We start from the raw sequence: 19,928 nt of genomic DNA on the forward strand, positions 1-19,928 counted from the left end.
CCCAGACTTGGCGCTTCCGGGCGCTGCGTCCAGCTTTTTCAGCGCGGATCAGGTAGGCAGGAGCCTGTCGAGCAGGGCAAGCGTCATTTCATCGACGATGGCGCGGGCCTCGGAGCGGTCGGCACCTGCGACGTCGATAAGGCCGATCATTGCCTCGGTGCCGGTGCAGGCCGAAAGCGCGCGCAGCAGTGTCGTGTGGTTGACTTTCGGCATTGCGCCGGGATGATCGGCGAGCGCCGCCTCATACATCGCGATCCGCCTTGCGCCGCGGTGGGCGCCCGGCGCGTCGTCGCAGGAGACATGGGTGAGTGTCATGCCGACAAACTGGCGGAAGGCGGCTTCATTTTCGAGCGCAAGGTCGAAGAAATAGAGGTTTATGGCGCGCAGCTTGCCGCGCAGATCCCGGGCGCCGCGCGTGACCTCCGCATAGGGTTTGACGTGAATGTCGAGCCCGGCCTCGGCGACGAGGATCGCAGCGTCCGAGAAGTAGCGATAGGCGGTGGCTTTGGAAATGCCCCTGGCCTCGCCTGCCGCTGCAACGGTGACAGGCTGCCCTTTCGAGAGAAGCTCGCGCGCGCCGTCGAGGAGGGCGGCGCGGGTGCGGCTCTTCTGGGCGGATCGGGGGCGTTTCATTGGGGCGTGCCTGTCTCTTTGTGATACTATTGTCTCATTTTGAGACTATGGTATCATGAGGCTCGACTCAAGCGATTTTCACAGACAGGAGGGTGCGATGGCGGATCGGCCAAGGAAATACAACGTCCTCAATATATTGATGGATTTTCACGTGTTCCCGGATGAGGCGCAGGGCAAATATTGCCTTGTGGAGTGCCTTGTACCGGTCGGAGCCGGAGCGCCGCCCAACCACCATGCAGGCGAGACGGAGGCTTTCTACGTCCTTGAAGGCGCGCTGGGGTTCATGCTGAACGGGGAGGAGCGGCTCCTGAAAGCGGGCGAGTTTCTCGCGATCCCGGATGGCGCGCTGCATGCGTTTCAGGCGGTGGGGGAGGCCCCGGCGCGGGTGCTGATCCTGAATGCCCCCGGAAAGATGCATGAGGCCTTCTTCACCGGCATCGGTGAGGCTCTGCCGGCCGATCAGACAACATTGCCCGATCCAAAAGAACCGGATCTGCCTGCCGTGCTTGCCATGGCGCATCGTGTCGGGATGAGCATCCCCAGTCCCGCTGAACAGCCGGCCTAACCGTCGGTAGGGCCGCTGCCAAGGAGGCAAGGCCCTGTGGCAGAACCGAAAACGCCCCGGCCGGGTTCCGGTCGGGGCGTTAATTTTTGCGCTAGAAGAGCGGTTTACTCGAATTCGACGAGCAGGTCTTTCGCGTCGATCTGGCCGCCGGGCTGCACGTGGACAGCCTTGACCACCGCGTCGCGCTCGGCGTGGATGCCGGTTTCCATCTTCATCGCTTCGATGGTCAGCAGCAGATCCCCTTCGGAGACCTTCTGCCCAGCCGTCACCCCGATCGAGGCCACGACGCCGGGCATCGGCGCGCCGACGTGGCTTTGGTTGCCCAGCTCGGCCTTCGGGCGCACGGCGGCGGCGGATTTCACCATCCGGTTCGGCACGCGGATCACGCGCGGCTGGCCGTTTAGCTCGAAGAAGACCTTCACATCGCCGTTCTCATCGGTCTCGCCGATGGCCTGCAGGCGGATTTCCAGCGTCTTGCCCGGATCGATCTCGGCGGTGATCTCCTCGCCCGGCTCCATGCCGTAGAAGAAGGTCCGCGTCGGCAGGGTGCGCACCGGGCCATATTGGCGGTGGCGGCCCATGTAATCGAGGAAGACCTTCGGATACATAAGGTAGCCGTTGAGATCCTCGTCATCGACCTCGAAGCCGTTGAGTTCCGCCGACAGTTTCGCGCGGACCTCTTCCAGATCCACCGGCGGCAGATGCGCGCCGGGGCGTTCGAGGTTGGGCTTTTCGTCCTTCAGCACCTTCTGCAGGATGCCATTGGGGAAGCCGCCCGGAGGCTGGCCGAGGTTGCCGCGCATCATGTCGATCACGGAGTCGGGGAAGGCCACTTCGGTCTTCGGATCTTCAACTTGAGCACGGGTGAGGCCTTGGGAGACCATCATCAGCGCCATGTCGCCGACCACTTTGGAGGAGGGCGTCACCTTCACGATATCGCCGAACATCTGGTTCACGTCGGCATAGGTCTGGGCGACCTCGTGCCAGCGCTCTTCCAGCCCGAGCGAACGGGCCTGCGCCTTCAGGTTGGTGAACTGGCCACCCGGCATCTCGTGCAGGTAGACCTCGCTCGCCGGGGCCTGCAGGCCGCTCTCAAAAGCGGCATATTGCGCGCGCGCGCCTTCCCAGTAGTTGGAAATCTCGCGGATCGCCCCGATGTCGAGCCCGGTGTCGCGTTCGGTGTTGGCGAGCGCCTCCACGATGGAGCCCAGCGTCGGCTGGCTGGTGTTGCCCGAAAGCGCGTCCATCGCGGCGTCCACGGCGTCCACGCCCGCATCCGCAGCGGCAAGGATCGTCGCGCCGCCGATGCCGGAGGTGTCATGCGTGTGGAAGTGGATCGGCAGGCCGACCTCTTCCTTCAGGGCACGGATCAGCACGCGGGCGGCGGCGGGTTTCAGCAGGCCCGCCATGTCCTTCAGGCCCAGCACATGGGCGCCGGCGGCTTCCAGTTCCTTCGCCATGGCGACGTAGTATTTCACGTCATATTTGGCGCGGTCGGGGTTCAGGATATCGCCGGTGTAGCAGATCGTGCCTTCGCAGACCTTGTTGGCTTCCACCACCGCATCCATCGCCACGCGCATGTTTTCGACCCAGTTCAGCGAGTCAAACACGCGGAAGACGTCCACACCGGTTTCCGCGGCCTGCTTCACGAAAGCCTGCACCACGTTGTCGGGGTAGTTGGTGTAGCCCACGCCGTTGGAGGCGCGCAGCAGCATCTGCGTCATCAGGTTGGGCATGCGGGCGCGCAGATCGCGCAGGCGCTGCCAGGGGCATTCCTGCAGGAAGCGGTAGGCCACATCGAAGGTCGCGCCGCCCCAGCATTCCACCGAGAAGAGCTGCGGCAGGTTCGCCGAATAGGCGGGCGCTACGCGGATCATGTCGATCGAGCGCATCCGGGTGGCCAGCAGCGACTGGTGGCCGTCGCGCATCGTGGTGTCGGTGATCAGCAGCTGGCGCTGCTGCTTCATCCAGTCGGCCACGGCCTGCGGGCCCTTTTGCTCCAGCAGGTTGCGGGTGCCGTAAGACGGCGTGGCCTCGGCCTTGGGGGCCTTGGGCGCCCGCACGTCATCGGGCAGGGCGGGGCGGCCGGCGGTTTCCGGGTGCCCGTTCACCGAGATGTCGGCGATATAGGTGAGCACCTTGGTGCCGCGGTCCCGGCGCTTTTTGAAGGTGAAGAGATCCGGCGTCTCGTCGATGAATTTGGTGGTGTATTCATTGGACAGGAACGTCGGGTGCTTCAGAAGGTTCTCCACGAAGGCGATGTTGGTGGAGACGCCCCGGATGCGGAATTCGCGCAGGGCGCGGTCCATCCGGGCGATGGCCTTCTCCGGCGTGGGGGCCCAGGCGGTGATCTTCGTCAGCAGCGAGTCGTAGTAGCGCGTGATCACGCCGCCCGCGTAGGCCGTGCCGCCGTCAAGGCGGATGCCCATGCCCGTGGCGGAGCGGTAGGCGGTGATGCGGCCGTAATCCGGGATGAAGTTGTTTTGCGGATCTTCCGTCGTCACGCGGCACTGCAGCGCGTGGCCATTGAGGCGCACGTCTTCCTGCGTGGGCTTGCCGGTGGCTTCGGCGATCGTCTTGCCTTCGGCGATCAGGATCTGGGCCTGCACGATGTCGATGCCGGTGACCTCTTCGGTCACGGTATGCTCCACCTGCACGCGCGGGTTCACTTCGATGAAGTAGAAGTTGCCGCTTTCCATATCCATCAGGAATTCGACGGTGCCGGCACATTCGTAGTTCACGTGCTTGCAGATCTTGTAGCCCAGCTCGCAGATCTCGGCACGCTGTGCGTCCGTCAGGTAGGGCGCGGGCGCGCGTTCCACCACCTTTTGGTTGCGCCGCTGCACGGAACAATCGCGCTCGTAAAGGTGATACATGCCGCCGTGCTTGTCGCCGAGGATCTGCACCTCGACGTGACGCGCGCGGGTGATCATCTTCTCCAGATAACCCTCGCCGTTGCCGAAGGCGGCTTCGGCCTCGCGGCGGCCTTCCAGCACCTTCTCCTCGACTTCGCTCTCCGAGAAGATCGGGCGCATGCCGCGCCCGCCGCCGCCCCAGGAGGCTTTCAGCATCAGCGGGTAGCCGACTTCGGCTGCTTCGGCCTTGATCGCGGCCATGTCATCGCCCAGCACCTCGGTGGCGGGGATCACCGGCACGCCGGCCTCGATCGCCACGCGGCGGGCGGAGGCTTTGTCGCCCAGCGCGCGCATGGTTTCGGCTTTCGGGCCGATGAAGGTGATGCCGTTCGCGGCGCAGGCGTCCACGAAATCGGGGTTCTCAGACAGCAGGCCGTAGCCCGGGTGAATCGCGTCCGCCCCGCACATCTTGGCGACACGGATGATCTCATCGATGCTCAGATAGGCGGCAACGGGGCCGAGGCCTTCGCCGATGCGATAGGCCTCATCGGCCTTGAAGCGGTGCAGGGAGAGCTTGTCTTCCTCTGCATAGACGGCAACCGTCTTCTTGCCCATTTCATTGGCCGCCCGCATCACGCGGATAGCGATTTCACCACGGTTCGCAACGAGGATCTTGCGAAAATCTGCCATATTGTCCCCCAAGAGAGCAGGAAATTGCGACGGTTTTGTAACCAGTTTCTGCAGTGCAGTATAGCCGTAGAAATGGGTAGTTTCGGGAAATCCGGGAGCCGTTCACGCGCCGCGAAGCAGGGCGCTTTGCAATTCTTTCAAATTGCGCGCCCCGATTTGGCACATGTTGCTTTCCATGTCTTTACGCAGGATCTCCAGAACATGGGCCGCCCCGGCATCGCCATAGGCCCCGAGGCCGAAGTGGAAGGCTTTGCCGAGCATCACGAAATCCGCCCCCAGCGCCAGCGCGCGCAGCACGTCGAGCCCGCTTTCGATGCCGCTGTCATAGATCAGCGGATACGCATCGCCTGCCGCCTTGCGGATTGCGGGCAAGGCGGAGAGCGCGGCTGGGGCGGCGTCGAGCTGGCGGCCCGCGTGGTTGGAGACCCAGATCGCATCCACGCCCGCCTTGATCAGCGGCTGCACATCGGCGGCACGCATCACGCCTTTCACCACCAGCTTGCCCTCCCAATGGTCGCGCAGCCAGTCCACGTAGCTCCAGTCCGGCGAGGTGCGCAGCAGCGTGCCCACATGGGCCACGGAGGAGAGCGAGCCCGAGGCCTTGTCGTAGCTTTCGATCAGCTTCATGCGCGGGCGTCCCTGCTTCGCGATCCCGAGGGACCACGCCGGGCAGCGCGCCATTTGCCAGAGCATGCGCGGGGTCAGCCGGATCGGCTGGGAAAGCCCGCCGCGCACCTGCCGTTCGCGGCGGCTGTTGGCGGGCACATCGACCGTGAGCACGAGCGTGCCGAAGCCCGCCGCCTTCGCGCGGCGCAGCATGTCCTTGCGGATGTCCTCCTGCCGGGGCGGGTAGAGCTGGAACCAGCCATGCCCCTTGGCCAGCGGCCCGGTTTCCTCAGGGGTGCGCATCGCCACGGTCGAGAGCCCGTAGGGGATGCCCTCGCGCCCGGCGAGGCGGGCCAAGCGCAGCTCCGCATCGGGCCACATCACGCCGGAGGAGCCCACCGGCGAAATGCCGACAGGGAGCGGGTAGCGCTGCCCCATCAGGGAACAGGTGAGATCCGGCGTGAAATCGCCATGCAGGATGGAGGGCTCAAACAGCACCCTATCAAAGGCGGCGCGATTGCGCGCCACGGCGGCCTCTGTGCCGGTGCCGGAGTCCAGATACTCCCAGACGAAATGGGGAATGCGCCGCTTGGCACGGGCCTTCAGATCGGAAATGGCGGGGGCGCGGCTGTCTAGATCCATGCGGCACTCTTGCGTCAGGGGCAGGTGCAAATCAAGGGGCCAAAGCCGCGTTAATTCAGGCGCTTGGCCTCTTCCCTTGTGGTGGCTCGCGGGCGCGTGTTGCGCCGCTCGGCCTCGCGTTGCAGCAGGCGCGGGGCGTCCACCTCGGAAAGCGGGCTGGTATCGCTGCGCCGGATTTCGCCATCGGCGGCCAGCGCAAGGAATCGTGCGCAGCAGACCCGCAGGAAAGAGGTGAAATTGCCCATGTCGTGGCCCGCGTCGATCGCCTCGAAATAGAGCCGCGTGATCAGCTGGTTCACCGTCATCGCATCGCGCTGGGCGATTTCTTCCAGCACCTGCCAGAAGAACTCCTCCATGCGGATCGAGGTGGCCACGCCATCGATGCGCAGGGATTTGGTGCGGCTGTCCCAAAGCTCCGGGGCGGCGCCGATGAAAAGCTGACACATCTTGGGCTTCCTCCATTGCGAGAGGGCGGCCCGAAAGCCGCCCGCTTTTTCGGCTTACAGAAGCGCCATGAACTGCTTCAGCCAGGCCGGATGCGCAGGCCAGGCCGGCGCGGTAACGAGATTGCCATCGGTCACGGCCTCTGTCACCTCGATATCGGCGTAGTTGCCACCGGCGTATTTCACCTCCGGCGCGCAGGCCGGGTAGGCCGAACAGGTGCGCCCGTCGAGCACACCCGCGGCGGTGAGGATTTGCGCGCCGTGGCAGATCGCGGCCACCGGTTTCTGGGTTTCAAAGAAGTGGCGCACGTTCTCCAGCACGGTCTCATCGAGCCGCAGATATTCCGGCGCGCGCCCGCCCGGGATCACCAGCGCGTCATAGTCGGCCGGGTTCACATCGGCATAGCTCTTGTTGAGCTTGAAGTTATGCCCGCGCTTTTCGCTGTAGGTCTGGTCGCCCTCGAAATCATGGATCGAGGTCGGCACGCTCTGGCCCGCCGCCTTGCCGGGGCAGACAGCGTCCACCTCATGGCCACAGGCCAGCAGCGTCTGGAACGGGACCATCGTTTCATAGTCCTCGGTGAAATCCCCGGTGATCATCAGAACCTTTGCCATTGTCTCCTCCGTCTGGCTGTTTGGTTTCGCACAGCTTAGGGCAGGGCGCACGGGCGCGGGTGTTAGCGGGATACGACATCTGCGCCGCGCTGCAGCGTGAGAAGTGTCGCAACTTGTGGTAGTATGGCCCCATTCAAGACAGCCAATACCTGACCGTTTTTTCAGTACCTGCTTCTTTTTATGTGAGGATGTCATGACCGTTTCTACTGCTATCGCGCGCCTTGCGGGCAGCGCTCAACTCGCCGCTATTGCCGCCGAGGCCTGGGAGGACAATGCCGATGTGCTGTCCGATCTGGGCGCAAACTCTCAAGCGCGCATCGCCGCCGTGTTGGGCCAATGCGCCCACGAAAGCGGGCGCTTCGTGTTCCGGCGCGAGAACCTCAACTACTCCGCTGAAGGATTGCGCCGGATCTTCCGCAAACACTTCCCGACAGACGCCATACGCCGCGATTTCGCCCGCCAGCCCGAGCGCATCGCCAACCGCGCCTACGCCAATCGCATGGGCAACGGGCCGGAAAGCTCCGGCGACGGCTGGCGCTTTCGCGGGCGCGGCTACCTGCAACTCACCGGGCGGGACAATTACCGCATTTTCGGCGCGGCCATTGGCGAGGATCTCACCGGCCAGCCCGAACTGGCGGAGGAGCCCGGCACCGCTTGGCGCATCGCTGTGCACTATATGGCGAGCCGTCGTCGCTCCCAGAAAAGCCTGATGGAATGGGCCGATCTGGGCGACACGCGGATGGTGACGCTCGGCATCAACGGCGGCACCCATGGGCTGGACGAGCGCGAGCTGCTCACCGCCAAGGCGCTGCAGGCGCTTTCGGGGCAGGCCAGCACGGCGGAGATTCAAGGGCTACTGCTAGAGGCGGGCTTCAATCCGGGCCCGGTGGACGGGCTGATGGGGCCCAAAACCCGCGCCGCGCTCCAGATGGCCGAAGCCGCCTTCGGGCTTACCGGCGAGGCGCTGGTGGATCATATGCGGGGGCTCGCCTAGGCCGTTTTCGGCCTGAACAGAAGGCGAACACGGCTTTTCCTTTGTCCGCGCGCGGGCTAAGATGCGCGCCATGAGCAGCTTTGATGAAAACGACGCCTTCGAAGGCGCCGCCCGGCCCTCGCTGGCCGTCCGCGCCATGGCCGCGCGCCCGACGCCTTACCTGGACGATCTCAACCCCGCGCAGCGCGAGGCGGTGGAGGCGCTGGACGGCCCCGTGCTGATGCTGGCCGGTGCTGGCACGGGCAAGACGAAAGCGCTCACCACCCGCATCGCGCATCTGCTCAACACCGGCCGCGCGCGCCCCAACGAGATCCTCGCGGTGACCTTCACCAACAAGGCCGCGCGCGAGATGAAGGACCGCGTGGCGCGCACGCTGGGTCAGACGGTGGAAGGCATGCCGTGGATGGGCACCTTCCACGCGATCTGCGTGAAGCTCCTGCGCCGCCACGCTGAACTGGTGGATCTGAAAAGCAGCTTCACCATTCTGGACACCGACGATCAGCTGCGCCTGCTCAAGCAGCTCATCTCGGCCGCCGATATCGACGACAAACGCTGGCCCGCCCGTATGCTCGCCGGGCTGATTGACGGCTGGAAGAACCGGGCCTGGACACCTGCGCAGGTGCCCTCCGGCGAGGCCTCAGCCTATAACAACAGGGGCAGCGAGCTTTACGAGGCCTACCAGCGCCGCCTGGTCGAGCTGAACGCCTGTGATTTCGGCGATCTTCTGCTGCATATGGTGACGATCTTCCAGAAGCACCCCGATGTGCTGGCGCAATACCAGCGCTGGTTCCGCTACATCCTCGTGGACGAGTATCAGGATACCAACGTCGCCCAATACCTCTGGCTGCGCCTGCTGGCCGCCGAGCACAAGAACATCTGCTGCGTGGGCGATGACGATCAGTCGATCTACGGCTGGCGCGGCGCGGAAGTGGGCAACATCCTGCGCTTTGAAAAGGATTTCCCCGGCGCGAAAGTCGTTCGGCTGGAGCAGAACTACCGCTCCACGCCCCATATTCTCGCCGCCGCTTCGGGCGTGATCGCCGGCAACGAAAGCCGGCTGGGCAAGGAGTTGTGGACGGAGGCGCAGGAGGGCGAGAAGGTCCGGCTCATCGGCCATTGGGACGGCGAGGAAGAAGCGCGCTGGATCGGTGAGGAGCTTGAGAGCCTGCAGCGCGGCACCCGTGGGCTGCCGCCGCGCTCGCTGGAGGATATGGCCATCCTCGTGCGCGCCTCCCACCAGATGCGCGCCTTTGAGGATCGCTTCCTGACGATCGGCTTGCCCTATCGTGTGATCGGCGGCCCGCGCTTCTACGAGCGGATGGAGATCCGCGATGCCATGGCCTATTTCCGCATCGCTGTCTCTCCGGAGGATGATCTGGCCTTCGAGCGCATCGTCAACACGCCCAAGCGCGGGTTGGGGGACAAGGCGCAGCAGAAGATCCAGATGGCCGCGCGCAGCAATGGCGTGCCGCTTCTGGAAGGCGCGCGCATCCTCTTGGAAGAGAAGGGCCTTGGCGGCAAAGGCGCGGCGGAGCTGCGCAAGCTCGTCGATGCTTGTGCGCGCTGGCACGCGGCCGTGCTGAACGAGCAGGTGGAATTTCTGGACGAAGATGCCGTGCTGGATGACGGGCTTCTCCCGCTCAAGCGCAAGCAGCCGCAGCTTTCCCATATCGAGCTGGCCGAGGTGATCCTCGATGAAAGCGGCTACACTGCCCATTGGCAAAATGATAAAACGCCGGAAGCGCCGGGGCGGCTCGAGAACCTGAAGGAACTCGTCAAGGCGCTGGAGAATTTCGACAATCTGCAAGGCTTTCTCGAACACGTCGCCCTGATCATGGACAACGAACAGGAGGAGACGGAAGAGAAGGTCACCATCATGACGCTGCACGGCGCCAAGGGGCTGGAGTTTCCCGCCGTCTTCCTGCCGGGCTGGGAGGACGGGCTGTTTCCCTCGCAGCGCTCGATGGATGAAAGCGGGCTGAAGGGGCTGGAGGAAGAGCGGCGGCTGGCCTACGTCGGCATCACCCGCGCCGAGGAACTTTGCACCATCTCCTTTGCCGCGAACCGGCGGCTCTATGGCCAGTGGCAATCCTCCATGCCCAGCCGTTTCATTGATGAGTTGCCCGAAGATCACGTGGACGTCCTGACCCCGCCGGGCCTTTACGGCGGCGGCTACGGCGCGGCCGGGTTGAGCACGGGCAACATGGGGGCAGGGCTTTCCGGCAGCATGGAACATCGTGCCACGAAGGCCGATGTCTACAACTCGCCGGGCTGGAAACGGATGCAGGCCCGCAAAAGTGAGCGCCCCCTGAGCCAGCCACGCGAAAGCCGCGCCTCGGCGATCGATCTGGAAGCGGTCTCGAGCTTCACCGCGGGCAATCGCGTGTTTCATCAGAAATTCGGCTACGGCATCGTGATGGGAATCGAGGGCGACAAACTCGATATCGAGTTCGAGAAGGCAGGGGCGAAGAAAGTCGTCGCGCGCTTCGTCGTGGCCGCCGATGAAGCTGGAGACGACGTGCCGTTTTAAGAGGGGGCTCTGCCCCCGCCGCCTGCGGCGCCTCCCCCGAGATATTTATAGAACAAAGTGGGCCCCATCTTCTGACTGCAAATATCCCCGCCGGAGGCCTGATAGTTGTAGGGCGCCTGCGCAGCGGGCGCCCTTTTCTGTGGTTCAGAGCGCGGCGTGGAACAGCGCGCGGGTGTTTTCTGCCGTCATCTTCACCGGGTTGCCGCCCGAGCTGGGATCTTCCAGCGCCATGGGGACCATGGTGTCGATCTTGTCCTCTGTGACACCCAGATCTGAGAGGTGGCGGGGGATGCCGAGGCTGTCGTTGAGATCCTGCACATAGGCGCGGAAGCCCTCAAAACCGCCTTGGATGCCAAGGTAGGCGGCGGCGGCATCAAAGCGTTTGGCGATCTCGGGCGCGTTCAGGTCCAGCACGGCGGGCATGCAGACGGCGTTGGTGGTGCCGTGGTGGGTGTTGAAGATCGCGCCGATCGGGTGGGAGAGCGCGTGGATCGCGCCGAGGCCCTTCTGGAAGGCCGTCGCCCCCATCATCGCCGCGCTCATCATCTGGGCGCGGGCCTCAAGATCGCTGCCATCGGCATAGGCGCGAGGCAGGTAATCCTTCACCAGCCGCATGCCTTCGAGCGCAATGCCCTGGCTCATCGGGTGGTAGAAGGGCGAGGAATAGGCTTCCACGCAATGGGCGAAGGCATCAAGCCCGGTGCCGGCGGTGATGAATTTCGGCATGCCGACGGTCAGCTCGGGATCGCAGATCACCACGCTGGGCAGCACCTTCGGGTGGAAGATGATCTTCTTCACATGGGTGACCGAGTTGGTGATCACCGAAGCGCGGCCCACTTCGCTTCCGGTGCCGGCCGTGGTGGGCACGGCAACGATCGGGGCGATGGCGGCGGCATCGGCGCGGGTCCACCAATCGCCGATGTCCTCGAAATCCCAGACGGGCCGCGTCTGGCCGGCCATGAAGGCGACCATCTTGCCCAAATCGAGCCCCGAGCCGCCGCCAAAGGCGATGACGCCATCATGGCCGCCCGCCTTATAGGCGGCGACGCCGGCGGCGAGGTTCAGCTCGTTGGGGTTCGGGTCCACGTCCGCAAAGAGCGCGCGGCCCAGACCGGCGGCCTCCAGCAGATCCAGCGTGCGGGTGGTGATCTCCATCGGCGCGAGGCCGCGGTCGGTGACGAGCAGGGGGCGTGTGATGCCCGCGGCCGCGCAGGCCTGCGCGATTTCTTTGATGCGGCCCGCGCCGAAGCGAATGGTGGTCGGGTAGGACCAGTTGGCGGTGAGGCTCATGTGCTCAGCCCTTTTTGAGGTGGTAGGATTTGGGACGTGTCAGGTTGTGGTAGCCGATGACGGAGAGACCGCCGCCGCGCCCGGTGTCCTTGCAGCCCGTCCAGCAGAGCGCCGGATCGAGGTAATCGCAGCGGTTCAGGAACACGGTGCCGGTGTCCAGCGCATCGCCGATGGCTTCGGCGGCTGCAAGATCGGCTGTCCAAATGCTGGCGGTGAGGCCGAACTGGCTGTCGTTCATCAGGGCGATGGCTTCGGCGTCGTCCTTCACCGGCATGATGCCGACGACGGGGCCGAAGCTTTCATCGCGCATCACCCGCATCTCGTGGGTCACATCAACGAGGATCTGGGGCATCAGGTAGGCGGCGCCGTCATCTTCGGGGAAGTCCAGCGGCGAGATCAGCGCTTTGGCGCCTGCGGCCACGGCCTCTTCCGTCTGGGCGCGCACTTCGGCGGCGAAACGGGCGTGGGCCATCGGGCCGAGCGTGGTTTCGGGATCGAGCGGGTTGCCGAGCTTGTAGCCGGAGACGAGTTTCACCGCCTTTGCGACGAAATCCTCGTAGAGGCTTTCGTGCACGTAAATGCGCTCGATGCCGCAGCAGCATTGGCCGGAGTTGAACATCGCGCCATCCAGCAGCGTGTCGACGGCGGCATCAAGATTGGCGTCGGCGCGCACGTAGCCCGGATCCTTGCCGCCCAGTTCCAGCCCGACGCCGGTGAAGGTGCCAGCTGCCGCGCGTTCGATGGCGCGGCCACCGCCGACGGAGCCGGTGAAATTCACGAAGCCGAAGCGGTTTTGTGCGATCAGGTCGCTCGTTGTCTGGTGATCGAGGAAGACATTGGCGAAGACATCCTCCGGCACGCCCGCTTCATGGAAGGCGCGCGCCATGCGCTCGCCCACGAGCAGGGTTTGGCTCGCGTGTTTCAGCAGCACCGCATTGCCCGCGATCAGCGCCGGGGCGACGGTGTTGATTGCCGTCATATAGGGGTAGTTCCACGGGGCCACCACCAGCACGACGCCGTGGGGCACGCGTTTGATCAGGCGTTTGAAGCCTGCGTCATCGGCGATTTCAAGGGGGGCGAGTGCCTCGGCGGCGATCTCTGCCATATAGGTGGCGCGTTCGTTGAAGCCGCCGAACTCGCCGCCGTAGCGCACCGGGCGGCCCATTTGCCAGGCAAGCTCGGGCACGATTTCGTCATTCATCGCGCCGACATTGGTGACGCCTTTCAGCACGAGGTCGATGCGCTCCTGCAGGGGGCGGGCGGCCCAGGCTTTCTGGCCCTCGGTGAGCCGATCACAGAGCGCGCTGGCGTCACGGGCGGAGGCGGTGGCACGTTCGGCAAAGACGGAGCCGTCGATGGGGGAGATGCAGGTTACTGTTGTCATGTCGGGAATCCGTCTGGTGGTGTGTCGAACATGCTGAGGCAGCAATGGCGGATGCGCCACGTGCCATTTGCGGCTCTTGTAAGCGTGTTGAGGCTCATGCCGTAGTGGCGTTGCGGCGGTTCGTTCTCGCTCTTAAAGGAGGACGCAAAGCCGACGAGTGCGTGGCCGCCGGTTGTATCTTCCCGCGCCTCTACGACTTTCATTGCTTTCTCTGTTTCGTCTTCGTTGAACCAGTCCGCATGAGTTGCGGCTATGGCCGCACGCCCAAAGGCCGGTGGGCCAAAGGGGGAAAACAGAGCCCCATCCTCTTCAAAAAGCTCTGCCACTGCCGCTGTATCCTTTTGCGCGTAAGCATCGAGATACAGCTTGAACAAGGCATCTATGTCGGACGCGGTGGCCATGTGTCAGGCTTTCTCAAAGCCGCGGGCGATCTCGTAATCGGTGACGATGCGGTCAAATTCTTCCTGCTCCCATTCGGCGCAGCGGGTGTAATGGGCGACGACACCTTCGCCGAAGGCCTCTTTCAGGAAGGCGGAGTTGCGCAGTGTTTCGGTGGCGGCACGTAAGGTCGCGGGGATCTCGCCACCTGCGTCCTGCTCGTAAAGGTCGCCGGAGACGGGGGCTTGGAGGGCGAGCTTGTCTTCGATGCCTTTGAGGCCGGCGGCGAGTTGGGCGGCAAGCGCGAGATAGGGGTTCAGATCGCTGCCGCCGATGCGGCATTCCACGCGCACGGCCTTGGTGCCTTCGCCGCAGAGCCGGAAGCCCGCGGTGCGGTTGTCCACGCTCCAGGCGGTTTTGGTGGGGGCAAAGGTGCCCTTCATGAAGCGTTTGTAGCTGTTGATATAGGGGGCGAGGAAGACGGTGTAATCGGGGGCGTATTTGATCAGCCCGGCCATGTAGTGCTGCATGATCTCGCTCATGCCGAGCGCATCTTCGGGATCATGGAAGACGTTCTTGCCATCGGCCCAGAGCGACTGGTGTACGTGGGAGGAGGAGCCGACGCGATCATGATGCCACTTGGGCAGAAAGGTCGCCGCGTGGCCCTGCTGCCAGGCGATTTCCTTGGTGGCATGTTTGGCGATGGTGTGGAAATCGGCGCAGTCCATGGCCTCGGCGTAGCGGATGTTGAGCTCTTCCTGCCCGGCCTCGGCCTCGCCCTTGGAGTTCTCGATCGGGATGCCGGCCGCATAGAGGTGGTTGCGCAGCGGGCGCATCACGGCCTCTTCCTTGGTGGTTTGCAGGATGTGGTAATCCTCGTTGTAGCCCGAGATCGGGGTCAGATCGCGGTAGCCTTCCTTGCGCAGCTGATCGAGCGGCTTTTCAAAGAGGAAGAATTCAAGCTCGGTGGCCATCATGGGCGAAAAGCCCATGGCCTGTGCGCGTTTGATCTGTTTCTTCAGGATCGCGCGCGGCGAATGGGGCACCTCTTCGTGGGTGTGGTGATCCAGCACGTCGCAGAGCACCATGGCGGTGCCCTCAAGCCAGGGCACCGGGCGGAGGGTGGTGAGATCGGGCTTCATCACGTAATCGCCGTAGCCCGCCTGCCAGCTGGTGGCGCGGTAGCCGTCGGGCGTGGCCATTTCGAGGTCGGTGGCCAGCAGGTAGTTGCAGCAATGGGTCTCTTCCCAGGCGCTGGTCACGAAATGCGCGGCATGGAAGCGTTTGCCCATGAGCCGGCCCTGCATGTCCACAAGGCAGACGAGAACGGTGTCGATGCTGCCGTCGGCGACGGCGGCTTTGAGGGCGTCAAATGAGAGGGGGCCGGGCATTCTGTGTCTCTTTCCTGATCCAGCGGAGGCCGGCCCCAAGGGCCGGCCACTCGATATCTCGGTGCCGCGCCCTTACGGGGCGCAGCACCTGCGTGTAGGGCTTTATCAGCCGTAGCGGTAGGGGCGACCTGCTTTCTGCATGTCGGCGTTGTACTTCTTGAAGATCTCCACGACCTTGGCCTTGGTTTCGCTTTCCGCGGCGATTTCATCCCAGAACTTGACGGCCGCGTCTTCGACGGTGGCCCATTCTTCATCGGGGATGGTGGTGAGCTGCATCTTGTCGCCGTTGACGCGCAGGGAGGCTTCGCCGCCCCAGTACCACCACTGGCGGTAGTAGTGGGATTGATCGCAGCAGACGCGGAACAGCGTTTGCAGATCTTCCGGCAGTTCGTTCCAGCGGTCCATGTTGGCAAAGAAGCTGCCCGCCCAGGCGCCGGAGATGTTGTTGGTGAGGAAGTAGTTCGTCACGTCGGCCCAGCCGACGGTGTAATCCTCGGTGATGCCGGACCAGGCGATGCCGTCCAGTTCGCCGGTTTGCACGGCAACCTCGATGTCTTCCCACGGCAGGGTCACCGGCACCACGCCGAATTGGGCCAGGAAGCGGCCGGCGGTGGGGAACGTGAAGACGCGTTTGCCTTTCAGATCCTCCAGCGAGTTGATCGGATCCTTGGTGGCGAAGTGGCAGGGATCCCAGGCGCCTGCGGAGATGTGTTTCACGCCAACTTTGGAATACTCCGCGTCCCAGATCTCGTTCAGGCCGTATTGGTTGAACAGCACCGGCACATCGAGGCTGTATCGGGAGGCGAAGGGGAAGTAGCCGCCGAAGACGGTGACTTCGGTGGGCGAGGCCATCGAGTCATCATCGGACTGCACGGCGTCGATGGTGCCCTTCTGCATGGCGCGGAACAGCTCGCCCGTGGGCACCAGCTGGTCGGCGTAGAAGAGCTCGATCTCCATCCGGTCGCCAGCGATCTTGTTGAACATCTGGATCGCCGGATCGATCACATGGGCGGCCAGCGCGGGGCCGGCGTAGGTCTGCATGCGCCATGTGATCTTGCCTTGCGCGAGGGCCGGGGTGGCCAGTGCTGCGGCGGGGGCGAGGGCTGCACCCTGAAGTAGCTTGCGTCTTGTTGTCATTTGTCTCTCTCCTGGTTGGCGGTTTTTTGAGGGGCGGCCCGCTGCCGGGCTCTTGTGATTGGTTACTTTCCGTAAACGTAATTGGGCAGCCACATGGCGATCTGCGGGAAGCACATGACAAGCACCAGCGCCAGAACCATCACGCAGACGAAAGGCAGGATGGAGGCGTAGATGTCGCGTAGGCCGATCTCGGGCGGGGCCATGGCGCGCATCAGGAACAGGTTGTAGCCGAAGGGCGGCGTCATATAGGCGATCTGCGTGGTGATCGTATAAAGCACACCATACCAGATCAGATCGAAGCCGAGCGCTTTCACGAGCGGCACGTAGAGCGGGGCGACGATCACAAGCATGGCGGTGTCGTCAAGGAAGGTGCCCATGACGAGGAAGCTCAGCTGCATCAGCACGAGGATCATCCAGGGATCAAGGCCGAGCTGCTCGGTGAAGAGGTTGTCGATCGCGCGCACCGCGCCGAGGCCGTCAAACACCGCGCCGAAGCCCAGGGCGGCGAGGATGATCCACATGAACATGCAGGAGATGGCGAGCGTCTGGCGCACGGAGGTTTCAAACACTTCTTTCGTCATGCGCCCCTTCAGCACGGCCGCCGCGAAGGCGGTGAGCGCGCCGATGGCGGAGCTTTCCACGAGCGAGGTCCAGCCGTTCACGAAGGGCACCATCATCGCGGCGAAGATCCCAAGCGGCAGCAGGCCAGCGCGCAGCAGGCGCAGCTTCTCGGCCATCGGCACCGCGCGGGCCTCTTCCTTCAGGGCGGGGCCCAGCTCGGGCTGGATGCGGCAGCGGATGTAGATATAGAGGATGAACATCGCCGCCATCATCAGCCCCGGCACGATCCCGGCGAGCCACAGCTGGCCCACGGGCTGGCGCGCGATCATCGCGTAAAGCACGAGGACGACGGAAGGTGGCACAAGAATGCCCAGGCTTGAGCCTGCCTGCACCACCCCCGTGACCATCCGCTTGTCATAGCCACGGCGCAACAACTCGGGCAGAGCAATCGTCGCACCGATGGCCATACCGGCCACGGACAGGCCGTTCATGGCCGAGATCAGCACCATCAGCCCGATCGTCCCGATGGCCAGCCCGCCGTTCACGGGGCCCATCCAGACGTGGAACATCTTGTAGAGATCATCGGCGATCTTGGATTCCGACAGCACGTAGCCCATGAAAATGAACATCGGCAGGGTGAGCAGCGGATACCATTTCATCAGCTTCATGGCGGAGGAGAAGGGGATGTCGGAGCCGCCCGTCCCCCAGAGCATCACGGCCGCCATGGAGGCCACGAAGCCGATGGCGCCAAACACCCGTTGGCCCGTGAAGAGCATCAGCATCATGGTGGAGAACATCAGGATGGCGATCATCTCGTAGCTCATCAGATCTCCTCCCCGCGGATGCGCGCCACATCCTTGATGAGTTCGGAGATGGCTTGCAGGAGCATGAGGAAGATGCCGAGACACATGATGATTTTGACGGGCCAGAGATAGGGGCGCCAGGCCGTGGGGCTGCGCTCGTTGTATTGAAGGGAGTAGCTGGTGCTATCGATCGCACCGTAGAGCAGCACGCCGAGGTAGAAGATCAGGCAGAACACGGTGAGCGCATCCACCTGCGCTTTGCGGCGATCGTTCCAGTTGCCGTAGAACAGATCCATCCGCACGTTGCTGCCGAGCTGGATCGAGTAGGGGCCGCCCATGATGTAATAGGTGACCATGGCAAACTGCGCCATTTCCAGCGTCCAGAGCGAGGGCAGGAAGAAGGTTTTCGAGATCGAGGACCACAGCAGGATTCCGATCATCACGAAGATGCCGTACATCATCACGCGGCCGATCCGGTAATTCACGGCATCGACGGTGCGGACATATCCGCGGGCGAAGCGCTTCATAGGGCCTCCGGTCTGTTCGCGTCGATGCGCATTTCGGTGAGGCTTGCGCTCAGCAGGCGGCTCAGGGCGTCGGCCACGTCGGCCTGGCTTTCCGGCGTGGCGATCAGATCATTGCGGATTTCCAGCATTACATTCAGCAGGCCGTTCAGGATGCCATGTTGCTTCAGCGTATGGGTCACGCCATCCGCCGGGCCGTAGGGCGCGTTGCGCTGGGTGTTCATCGGTGTGAAGCCGGGCGCGAGGGTGAGCATCTGGTCGGCAAGGCGGCTGTCCTCATCATGCAGGATGCCGAGCTCCACCGCGCGGGGGGTGCCATTGTAGGTAGGTGTGAAGGAATGCACGGTGACGAGCAGCGGCGGCTGGCGGAAGCTGCGCAGGGTTTCCTCCAGAAGGTCGCGGAAGGGCTCGTAATAGGTGCGCGTGCGCCGGGCGCGTTCTTCGCGGGTCACCGCGCCGTTTCCGGGCACGGTGAAACGCTCGCTGCGCGCGGGCATGGCGTCATGGGCATTGGGGGGGCGGTTGCAATCGTACACCAGCCGCGACACCGTGCTGATCACCAGCGGCGCATCCAGATTGCGCGCCATGCGGGCGGCCACGGGCAGGGCGCCGGGATCCCAGGCGATATGGCTTTCGCGGGCCTCGTCTTCCAGCCCCAGCCCGTCGAACTCGGCGGGGATCCGGCAGGACGCATGTTCGCAGACCAACAGGAACGGGCCCGCGCCTGTCGGATTCACAAGCGCCGCCGGCGCATTGCCCTGCGCGATCTCTTCCAGCTGTGTGACAGGTGTCGACAACCGACTCCACCCCCTTGAGCATTCCTTTTGAAGAGAATTCTTCACAAGGCTCTTTCCTGTCAACAAATTTTCTGGAAAGATTTTTTCAGAAAGATCCGTTATGAATGAAAACGCTCAAAAACCGGTCACCGGGGCCGGTTGCACCTAGGGAAGCCCGATGCCAGATCCCTCCGACACCATCGCCGAACGTCTGCAACAGGCCTATGACGCCCTAACCCGCGCCGAGCGCCAGCTGGCGGCGTCGATCCTTGAGAACTACCCGGTCTCGGGGCTGGGCACGATCACCACGGTGGCGCAGGCGGCAGGGGTCTCCACGCCCACGGTGGCGCGGATGGTGCAGAAGCTGGGCTACAAGGGGTTTCCTGAGTTTCAGGCCGAGTTGCGGCGCGAGCTTGAGGCCAAGATCTCGGATCCGATCGCCAAGCACGATACATGGGCCGGGCGCGCGCCCGATGCCCATATCCTGAACCGTTTCACAGAGGCAGTGAGCGGCAACATCCGCCAGACGCTGGCGCAGATCGACCCGGAGAGCTTTGATTCGGCCTGCGCGCTGCTCGCCGACACCGGGCGCGGTGTTTACGTGGTGGGTGGGCGCATCACGCGGGCCTTGGCGGATTACTTCTTCCTGCACACGCAGGTGTTGCGCCCGCGAGTGACGCTGATCCAGTCGATCTCAAACGCCTGGCCGCATTACCTGCTGGAGGTGGAGGAGGGCGACGTCGTGGTGATCCTCGATGTGCGCCGCTACGAGAACAGCACGCTCAAGCTTGCCGAAATGGCGGCGGCGCGGGGGGCGAAAATCATCCTGTTCACCGATCAATGGCGCTCGCCCGTCTCGCAATATGCCGATCACGTCTTCTCCTGCCGGATCGAGGTGCCTTCGGCCTGGGATTCGGGTGTGACGCTAATGCTTCTGCTGGAAACCGTAATCGCCGAGGTGCAAGAGCGCACCTGGCCCGAAACCCGCAAGCGCATGGAAGCGCTGGAAGACATGTTCGACCGGACGAAATTCTTCCGGAAGTTCACTTAAGGCCAGGTTGGCACAGGCAATGAAAAGGGGCCGCTTTGAGGCCCCTTTTTTCTTGATCTG

General features: G+C 63.8%; 17 protein-coding genes. 4 read left to right on the plus strand and 13 right to left on the minus strand.

Going from position 1 to position 19,928, the window contains the following annotated elements; translation table 11 throughout:
• Positions 1–48: 48 nt before the first annotated feature.
• Entirely contained in the window at positions 49–633 is a 585-nt protein-coding gene (locus KVX96_RS07225; RefSeq protein ID WP_261193663.1) for a TetR/AcrR family transcriptional regulator, read from the minus strand.
• Between the two features lie 139 nt (positions 634–772).
• On the opposite strand from KVX96_RS07225, the gene KVX96_RS07230 reads away from it, so the two are divergent.
• On the plus strand, positions 773–1,198 hold the full coding sequence (locus KVX96_RS07230; protein WP_261193664.1) for a cupin domain-containing protein: 426 nt from the start codon (positions 773–775) through the stop codon (positions 1,196–1,198).
• A gap of 104 nt (positions 1,199–1,302) precedes the next feature.
• On the opposite strand, the gene KVX96_RS07235 is transcribed toward KVX96_RS07230, so the two are convergent.
• The 4 genes from KVX96_RS07235 to KVX96_RS07250 form a co-directional block, all read right to left on the minus strand.
• Entirely contained in the window at positions 1,303–4,743 is a 3,441-nt protein-coding gene (locus KVX96_RS07235; RefSeq protein WP_261193666.1) for a pyruvate carboxylase, read from the minus strand.
• A 102-nt stretch (positions 4,744–4,845) separates the two neighbouring features.
• Positions 4,846–5,991, minus strand: a complete 1,146-nt coding sequence (locus tag KVX96_RS07240; RefSeq protein ID WP_261193667.1) for an alpha-hydroxy acid oxidase — start codon at positions 5,989–5,991, stop codon at positions 4,846–4,848.
• Positions 5,992–6,041: 50 nt separating this feature from the next.
• Entirely contained in the window at positions 6,042–6,437 is a 396-nt protein-coding gene (locus tag KVX96_RS07245; protein WP_261193668.1) for a ribbon-helix-helix domain-containing protein, read from the minus strand.
• A gap of 54 nt (positions 6,438–6,491) precedes the next feature.
• Positions 6,492–7,049 carry a DJ-1/PfpI family protein gene (locus KVX96_RS07250; RefSeq protein ID WP_261193669.1) on the minus strand — a complete coding sequence of 186 codons (558 nt, stop codon included), beginning with the start codon at positions 7,047–7,049 and terminating at the stop codon, positions 6,492–6,494.
• 193 nt (positions 7,050–7,242) lie between these two features.
• On the opposite strand from KVX96_RS07250, the gene KVX96_RS07255 reads away from it, so the two are divergent.
• Both KVX96_RS07255 and KVX96_RS07260 read left to right on the plus strand, forming a co-directional pair.
• On the plus strand, positions 7,243–8,043 hold the full coding sequence (locus tag KVX96_RS07255) for a peptidoglycan-binding protein (protein ID WP_261193670.1): 801 nt from the start codon (positions 7,243–7,245) through the stop codon (positions 8,041–8,043).
• Positions 8,044–8,113: 70 nt separating this feature from the next.
• On the plus strand, positions 8,114–10,573 hold the full coding sequence (locus KVX96_RS07260) for an ATP-dependent helicase (RefSeq protein ID WP_261193671.1): 2,460 nt from the start codon (positions 8,114–8,116) through the stop codon (positions 10,571–10,573).
• Positions 10,574–10,717: 144 nt separating this feature from the next.
• Here the strand turns inward: KVX96_RS07260 and KVX96_RS07265 are convergent, their stop codons facing one another.
• The 8 genes from KVX96_RS07265 to KVX96_RS07300 all read right to left on the minus strand — a co-directional run bounded on the left by KVX96_RS07265 (position 10,718) and on the right by KVX96_RS07300 (position 18,838).
• Positions 10,718–11,863, minus strand: a complete 1,146-nt coding sequence (locus tag KVX96_RS07265) for an iron-containing alcohol dehydrogenase (protein WP_261193672.1) — start codon at positions 11,861–11,863, stop codon at positions 10,718–10,720.
• Positions 11,864–11,867: 4 nt separating this feature from the next.
• Positions 11,868–13,247: an aldehyde dehydrogenase family protein gene (locus KVX96_RS07270; RefSeq protein WP_261193673.1), complete on the minus strand. Its 1,380-nt coding sequence runs from the start codon at positions 13,245–13,247 to the stop codon at positions 11,868–11,870.
• A complete protein-coding gene (locus KVX96_RS07275) occupies positions 13,244–13,648 on the minus strand; it encodes a YybH family protein (protein WP_261193674.1) in 405 nt (134 codons plus the stop codon). Before KVX96_RS07275 ends, KVX96_RS07270 begins: the two co-directional genes overlap by 4 nt.
• A gap of 3 nt (positions 13,649–13,651) precedes the next feature.
• Positions 13,652–15,016, minus strand: a complete 1,365-nt coding sequence (locus KVX96_RS07280) for a glutamine synthetase family protein (RefSeq protein ID WP_261193675.1) — start codon at positions 15,014–15,016, stop codon at positions 13,652–13,654.
• Between the two features lie 105 nt (positions 15,017–15,121).
• Positions 15,122–16,153, minus strand: coding sequence for a TRAP transporter substrate-binding protein (locus tag KVX96_RS07285; RefSeq protein ID WP_261193676.1), 1,032 nt, complete (start codon positions 16,151–16,153; stop codon positions 15,122–15,124).
• A gap of 62 nt (positions 16,154–16,215) precedes the next feature.
• Complete coding sequence (locus KVX96_RS07290; RefSeq protein ID WP_261193678.1) at positions 16,216–17,538, minus strand: TRAP transporter large permease subunit; 1,323 nt, start codon at positions 17,536–17,538, stop codon at positions 16,216–16,218.
• Positions 17,538–18,044: a TRAP transporter small permease subunit gene (locus tag KVX96_RS07295; protein ID WP_261193679.1), complete on the minus strand. Its 507-nt coding sequence runs from the start codon at positions 18,042–18,044 to the stop codon at positions 17,538–17,540. Before KVX96_RS07295 ends, KVX96_RS07290 begins: the two co-directional genes overlap by 1 nt.
• Complete coding sequence (locus KVX96_RS07300; protein WP_261193680.1) at positions 18,041–18,838, minus strand: N-formylglutamate amidohydrolase; 798 nt, start codon at positions 18,836–18,838, stop codon at positions 18,041–18,043. Before KVX96_RS07300 ends, KVX96_RS07295 begins: the two co-directional genes overlap by 4 nt.
• A 157-nt stretch (positions 18,839–18,995) precedes the next feature.
• Between KVX96_RS07300 and KVX96_RS07305 the strand changes: the two genes are divergently transcribed.
• Positions 18,996–19,868, plus strand: coding sequence for a MurR/RpiR family transcriptional regulator (locus KVX96_RS07305; protein WP_261193681.1), 873 nt, complete (start codon positions 18,996–18,998; stop codon positions 19,866–19,868).
• The last annotated feature ends 60 nt before the right edge of the window (positions 19,869–19,928 follow it).

Source organism: Pseudoruegeria sp. SHC-113 (assembly GCF_025376885.1).
In the GTDB taxonomy this organism is placed as follows: Bacteria; Pseudomonadota; Alphaproteobacteria; order Rhodobacterales; family Rhodobacteraceae; genus Pseudoruegeria.

What these genes read in the sequence shown, in the direction of transcription:
- KVX96_RS07260 (WP_261193671.1), top strand. Translation starts at nt 8,114, where the DNA reads ATGAGCAGCTTTGATGAAAACGACGCCTTCGAAGGCGCCGCCCGGCCC.
- KVX96_RS07275 (WP_261193674.1), bottom strand. Translation starts at nt 13,648, where the DNA reads ATGGCCACCGCGTCCGACATAGATGCCTTGTTCAAGCTGTATCTCGAT.
- KVX96_RS07250 (WP_261193669.1), bottom strand. Translation starts at nt 7,049, where the DNA reads ATGGCAAAGGTTCTGATGATCACCGGGGATTTCACCGAGGACTATGAA.
- KVX96_RS07245 (WP_261193668.1), bottom strand. Translation starts at nt 6,437, where the DNA reads ATGTGTCAGCTTTTCATCGGCGCCGCCCCGGAGCTTTGGGACAGCCGC.
- KVX96_RS07255 (WP_261193670.1), top strand. Translation starts at nt 7,243, where the DNA reads ATGACCGTTTCTACTGCTATCGCGCGCCTTGCGGGCAGCGCTCAACTC.
- KVX96_RS07290 (WP_261193678.1), bottom strand. Translation starts at nt 17,538, where the DNA reads ATGAGCTACGAGATGATCGCCATCCTGATGTTCTCCACCATGATGCTG.
- KVX96_RS07270 (WP_261193673.1), bottom strand. Translation starts at nt 13,247, where the DNA reads ATGACAACAGTAACCTGCATCTCCCCCATCGACGGCTCCGTCTTTGCC.
- KVX96_RS07265 (WP_261193672.1), bottom strand. Translation starts at nt 11,863, where the DNA reads ATGAGCCTCACCGCCAACTGGTCCTACCCGACCACCATTCGCTTCGGC.
- KVX96_RS07285 (WP_261193676.1), bottom strand. Translation starts at nt 16,153, where the DNA reads ATGACAACAAGACGCAAGCTACTTCAGGGTGCAGCCCTCGCCCCCGCC.
- KVX96_RS07280 (WP_261193675.1), bottom strand. Translation starts at nt 15,016, where the DNA reads ATGCCCGGCCCCCTCTCATTTGACGCCCTCAAAGCCGCCGTCGCCGAC.
- KVX96_RS07225 (WP_261193663.1), bottom strand. Translation starts at nt 633, where the DNA reads ATGAAACGCCCCCGATCCGCCCAGAAGAGCCGCACCCGCGCCGCCCTC.
- KVX96_RS07240 (WP_261193667.1), bottom strand. Translation starts at nt 5,991, where the DNA reads ATGGATCTAGACAGCCGCGCCCCCGCCATTTCCGATCTGAAGGCCCGT.
- KVX96_RS07230 (WP_261193664.1), top strand. Translation starts at nt 773, where the DNA reads ATGGATTTTCACGTGTTCCCGGATGAGGCGCAGGGCAAATATTGCCTT.
- KVX96_RS07305 (WP_261193681.1), top strand. Translation starts at nt 18,996, where the DNA reads ATGCCAGATCCCTCCGACACCATCGCCGAACGTCTGCAACAGGCCTAT.
- KVX96_RS07235 (WP_261193666.1), bottom strand. Translation starts at nt 4,743, where the DNA reads ATGGCAGATTTTCGCAAGATCCTCGTTGCGAACCGTGGTGAAATCGCT.
- KVX96_RS07295 (WP_261193679.1), bottom strand. Translation starts at nt 18,044, where the DNA reads ATGAAGCGCTTCGCCCGCGGATATGTCCGCACCGTCGATGCCGTGAAT.